Genomic DNA, 4,326 nt, shown 5'->3' with positions numbered 1-4,326 from the left:
ACTGGCCCGAGCCCTTCGGCCTGGTGATGATCGAGGCCATGGCCTGCGGCACGCCGGTCATCGCCTGGAACTGCGGTTCGGTGCCGGAGGTGGTGGAGCCCGGCGTCACGGGCTTCATCGTCGAGGACCTGGACGCGGCCGTGGCCGCCGTCGGCCGCATCGGCGAGCTGCGGCGGACCGGGGTGCGCGCACGTTTCGAGACCCGCTTCTCCGCGCTCACCATGGCGCGCCACTACGCCGCGCTTTACGCCGGGCTGCGCCAGCCCGAGCCTGGTCCGGTCTCGCGCGCGGCGGCTCAAGTGAAAGCCGTCGCCGCGTGAGGAAGCGGGGGGACGAAGCATGGACGACCTGGCGCTTGCGCCGGAGGCGCATTTTGAGGCGGCGAGCGAGCGTGAGCGGCGCGCGCCCGACCGCCTATTCACCCTCAAGGAAGGCGACGTCTTCCTGGTCTGCGACGCGTTCGGCGACATCCACGGGGTCGCCGACGGACTCTTCCACAACGACACGCGGCAGCTCTCCCGCCTGACCCTGCGGCTCGACGGGAGCGCCCCTGCCTTGCTGAGCAGCGCCGTGGGTCGGGACAACGTCATCTTCACCGCCAACGCGACCAATCGGCCGCTCACGCCGATCGGCGCGGTCACGACGCCGGAAGGCGTGGTGCACCTGGAGCGTAAGCGGCTGATCTGGGACGGACGGCTCTTCGAGCGCATCCGGTGCGTCAACTACGGAGACGCTCCGGCCACGCTGCCGCTCGACTTCAGCTTCGATGCCGACTTCAAGGACATGTTCGAGGTCCGCGGTCAGACGCGTGCACACCGTGGCCGCCGCGCCTCCCCCACGGTCCTGCCGATGGGGGTCAAGTTCGAGTACGAAGGGCTCGACGGGAACCGCCGCGACTGCGTCATCGCCTTTTCGGAGCGGCCCACGCACCTCGACGCCCATCACGCCAGCATCCGCCTGGAGCTCGACCCGCGAACGCCGAAGGAGGTCTACCTCGAGGTGGGGCCGGAGGGGGGACCGCCGCCCGCCGCGCGGCGCTTCCGGCGCGCGAGCCTGCTGGCCAAGGCCGCGATGCGGCGGCGCCTGCGCCGCGGCGGCCGGGTCCACACCTCTGGGCGGCTGTTCAACGCCTGGCTCGACAAGTCGCGGGCCGACCTGGCGCTGCTCACCACGGACCTCGCCACCGGCCCCTACCCCTACGCCGGCATCCCTTGGTTCTCCACGACCTTCGGCCGCGATGCGATCATCACGGCCTGGCAGCTGCTCTGGCTCGATCCGAGCCTGGCCAAGGGGGTGCTGGCCTACCTCGCGGCGACCCAGGCCGACGAGCACTCGAGCTTCCGGGACGCGGCGCCGGGCAAGATCCTGCACGAGGCCCGACGCGGCGAGATGGCCGCACAAGGCGAGGTGCCGTTCGGCCGCTACTATGGCGGCGTCGACACCACCTGCCTGTTCGTCGCGCTGGCGGCGGCTTACGCGGAGCGGACCGGCGACCTCGCCTTCCTGGACCAGATCTGGCCGGCGCTCCTGGCCGCCACCGGCTGGATGGACAGCTTCGCCAAGTCGGACCCGCTGGGCCTCATCCGGTACGCACGCGGGGCGGACACGGGCCTCTTGAACCAGGGCTGGAAGGACAGCCACGATTCCATCTTCCATGCGGACGGCCGAACGCCCGACGGGCCGATCGCCCTGGTCGAGGTGCAAGGCTACGCCTACGCCGCCTACTGCGGGATGGCGCGGCTCGCGGCCACGCGGTTCGACCGCGACCACGCCGAGGCGTGGCGTCGCCGGGCCGAGCAGATCCGCGAGGCGGTGGAATCACGATTCTGGATGCCGGAGGCCGGCTTCTACGGCATCGCCCTCGACGGCGAAAACCAGCTCTGCCGGGTGAAGTCCTCCAACGCCGGACACCTGCTGTTCGTAGGCCTGCCCTCGCCCGAGCGCGCCCAGGCGGTAATGCGAACCCTTTTGGGCCCGGGTTTCACCAACGGGTGGGGGCTTCGCACGCTGGCCAGCGACCAGCCGCACTACAACCCCATGTCCTACCACAACGGCTCGGTCTGGCCGCACGACACCGCGCTCTGCGCCATAGGCTTTCGGCGCTATGGGGGCGCCGACGCCGTGCCGCGCCTGCTCTCGGCGCTTTTCGAGGCGGCGGTGCACTTCGACATGCGCCTGCCCGAGCTCTTCTGCGGGTTCCCGCGCCATGCAGGCGAGCCCCCGGTCGCCTATCCCGTCGCCTGCCTGCCGCAGGCTTGGGCTGCGGCGTCCGTGTTCGGCGTCCTGCAGGCCTGCCTTGGCCTGCACGTGGACGGCTGGCGTGACGAGCTCCACGTGCGCTCGCCACGGCTGCCCCTGGGCATCGGCGAACTCCGGCTCGAGAACCTGCCGGTTGGCGACCGTCGCCTCGACCTAGTGTTCCGCGAGGCCGGCGGGCGGGTGATGGTCCTCCCCGGCCGCAACGAAGAACAGGGCCTTCCGTTGATCACCCACACCTGAGACGGACAGGCGAGAGGGACCCACCAGAGCGAGCGGAGACATGCGCGTCAGAGTTTGGATCGAGGGCCCGGACGGGCCCGCCCGGGACTTCGAGCTCGTGAGCCCGCCGCGCGTCGGCGAACGCATCGGCATCGCCACGTCGCACGGGCTCGAGGAGGGCGTGGTGGAGACGATCACCTGGCAGCTGCAGGCCGTCGAGCCCACGACCACGGAACTGCTCCTCGAAGGCGAACCGCCAGGATCCGTCAGCCTTGTCCAGGTCGTCTGCCGCCGACCGACGGAGGCCCTGCACCGGGTGTTGGCCGCCTCGGCCGACGCCGAGCAGGCGTCCCTTCCTTCTCCGTCGTCCCGTTAGGGGCGGTCCTCCGGCCACGGCGCGCTCAGCACCTCGTGCCAGCTCATGTCCGGCGCCTTGCCCTGAAAGTTGACGAAGCCGACGCAGCCCAGGCGTTTGCACCGCTCCTTGCGGTTCCAAAGGCTGAAGTCCGCGCCCTTCACACGCGCGATCAGCTTAAGGTTCACGCGGAAGAGCAGGCCGCAGGCCTCGCACTTGGAGTGCACGTCCCAGCTTAACCGGATCATGTCCCCCACGCTCTCGCAGCGCCGCCGACGCATTGCGATCGGTATGCGATCCGGATTGCGACGACCCATGCTCGACTCCTGACCGATCGGAACAGAAGCAGAACGACAACGGATTGAAAAGGTGACCGGCGGGTCCGGCTCGGCCTAGCCCCGCCCGTGCATTTTATTGCTCGTTCGCTGCAACTCGCTGGGCAGACCAGCGCTTCTCCAGGCGAGCTGTGGCGAGCAGCTCGCTCATGGAACCGCGCGTCGCTGGCGCCTGATCCAGCGACGCACGCTCTGGCCAATGGAGACGCCCAGATGTCGCAATCTCTCACCCCGTTCGGAGGCGCCGATCCTCTGCTTTCGCTTCATCGCGAGATGAACCGCCTGTTTGACGATGTCTTCCGCGGCTCGCGCAGCTTCGCGCCGCCCGCGGGTCAGGGCGGCGGCGCGGCGGCCACCTTCAACGCCAGCATGGACGTCTCGGAAACCGACAAGGAATTGCGCGTCTGCGTGGAGCTGCCGGGCGTCGACGAGAAGGATATCGACGTCTCGCTGGAGAACGACCAGCTCTCCATCCGTGGCGAGAAGAAGTTCGAGCAGGAGAAGGGTGACGAGAAGACCAACTACCATTTCGTGGAGCGCGGCTATGGCCGCTTCCAACGCGCCATCCGTCTGCCCTTCCAGGCCAATCCTGATGAGGTGAAGGCGACCTTCCACAACGGCGTGCTGACCGTCACTGTGCCGAAGAGCGCCGAGCAGAGCCGTTCGCGGCGGATCCAGATTCAAGGTTCGAGCGGTCAGTCGTCGTCTTCCGCCCAAGGGCAAGACCAACAAACTGCGGCCGGCCCGGCGAGCGGGCAGGAAGGCTCCGGCCAGGGCGCCACGCACTGAGCGGTTACCGACCGTGGGGGGCTTGCGTCCCTCTGCTAAGCCAACTTGGTGGGGCGGAGATAAAGGTCATCGGCTTCTCCGCCCCGCTGCTTGTACGGACCTTCTTCGGTCATTCGCAGGACTGGCGCCGAACCACCTCAGCGGCATAAGATTGGAGTCGCCGCCGGCGACGGAGGTTCGGATGGTCGGTCAGATCGCTCGATGGATTGTGTGGCTGCTCATCGCGAGCTTCGCGGTCAGCTATGCACCGGTCCTGCTGCGTCTCGATCGCGAAGCACTCGCTACGGTCGGTGTCTTCGCCCTCTATGCGTCATTGTCCGCCGTCAGCGCCCATGAGACAGATTGAGGGTTCCGTTTAGAGGAGGGTTT

6 protein-coding genes are annotated in these 4,326 nt (G+C 68.6%); 5 read left to right on the top strand and 1 reads right to left on the bottom strand.

The annotated features are described in order from the left end of the window. The 3 genes from AX690_RS12635 to AX690_RS12625 all read left to right on the top strand — a co-directional run. On the top strand, positions 1-320 hold a 320-nt coding region (locus tag AX690_RS12635; protein ID WP_156449654.1), incomplete at its 5' end, for a glycosyltransferase. A 19-nt stretch (positions 321-339) separates the two neighbouring features. Next, positions 340-2,499, top strand: a complete 2,160-nt coding sequence (locus AX690_RS12630; protein ID WP_066730402.1) for an amylo-alpha-1,6-glucosidase — start codon at positions 340-342, stop codon at positions 2,497-2,499. 40 nt (positions 2,500-2,539) lie between these two features. Further along, positions 2,540-2,854, top strand: a complete 315-nt coding sequence (locus AX690_RS12625; RefSeq protein ID WP_066730401.1) for a hypothetical protein — start codon at positions 2,540-2,542, stop codon at positions 2,852-2,854. Here AX690_RS12625 and AX690_RS12620 read toward each other — a convergent pair. Beyond that, on the bottom strand, positions 2,851-3,081 hold the full coding sequence (locus AX690_RS12620; protein WP_066730400.1) for a hypothetical protein: 231 nt from the start codon (positions 3,079-3,081) through the stop codon (positions 2,851-2,853). The genes AX690_RS12625 and AX690_RS12620 overlap by 4 nt on opposite strands. A 300-nt stretch (positions 3,082-3,381) precedes the next feature. Here AX690_RS12620 and AX690_RS12615 point away from each other — a divergent pair, with 300 nt between their 5' ends. Together AX690_RS12615 and AX690_RS22905 are read left to right on the top strand one after the other, a co-directional pair. Further along, complete coding sequence (locus tag AX690_RS12615) at positions 3,382-3,957, top strand: Hsp20/alpha crystallin family protein (protein ID WP_066730399.1); 576 nt, start codon at positions 3,382-3,384, stop codon at positions 3,955-3,957. Between the two features lie 181 nt (positions 3,958-4,138). Further along, on the top strand, positions 4,139-4,303 hold the full coding sequence (locus AX690_RS22905) for a hypothetical protein (RefSeq protein ID WP_156449653.1): 165 nt from the start codon (positions 4,139-4,141) through the stop codon (positions 4,301-4,303). The last annotated feature ends 23 nt before the right edge of the window (positions 4,304-4,326 follow it).

Source organism: Caulobacter sp. CCH9-E1, assembly GCF_001556515.1.
Lineage (GTDB): Bacteria > Pseudomonadota > Alphaproteobacteria > Caulobacterales > Caulobacteraceae > Caulobacter.
Note: the sequence above shows the minus strand (reverse complement) of the source record. Positions and strands in the feature narration are given on the sequence as shown.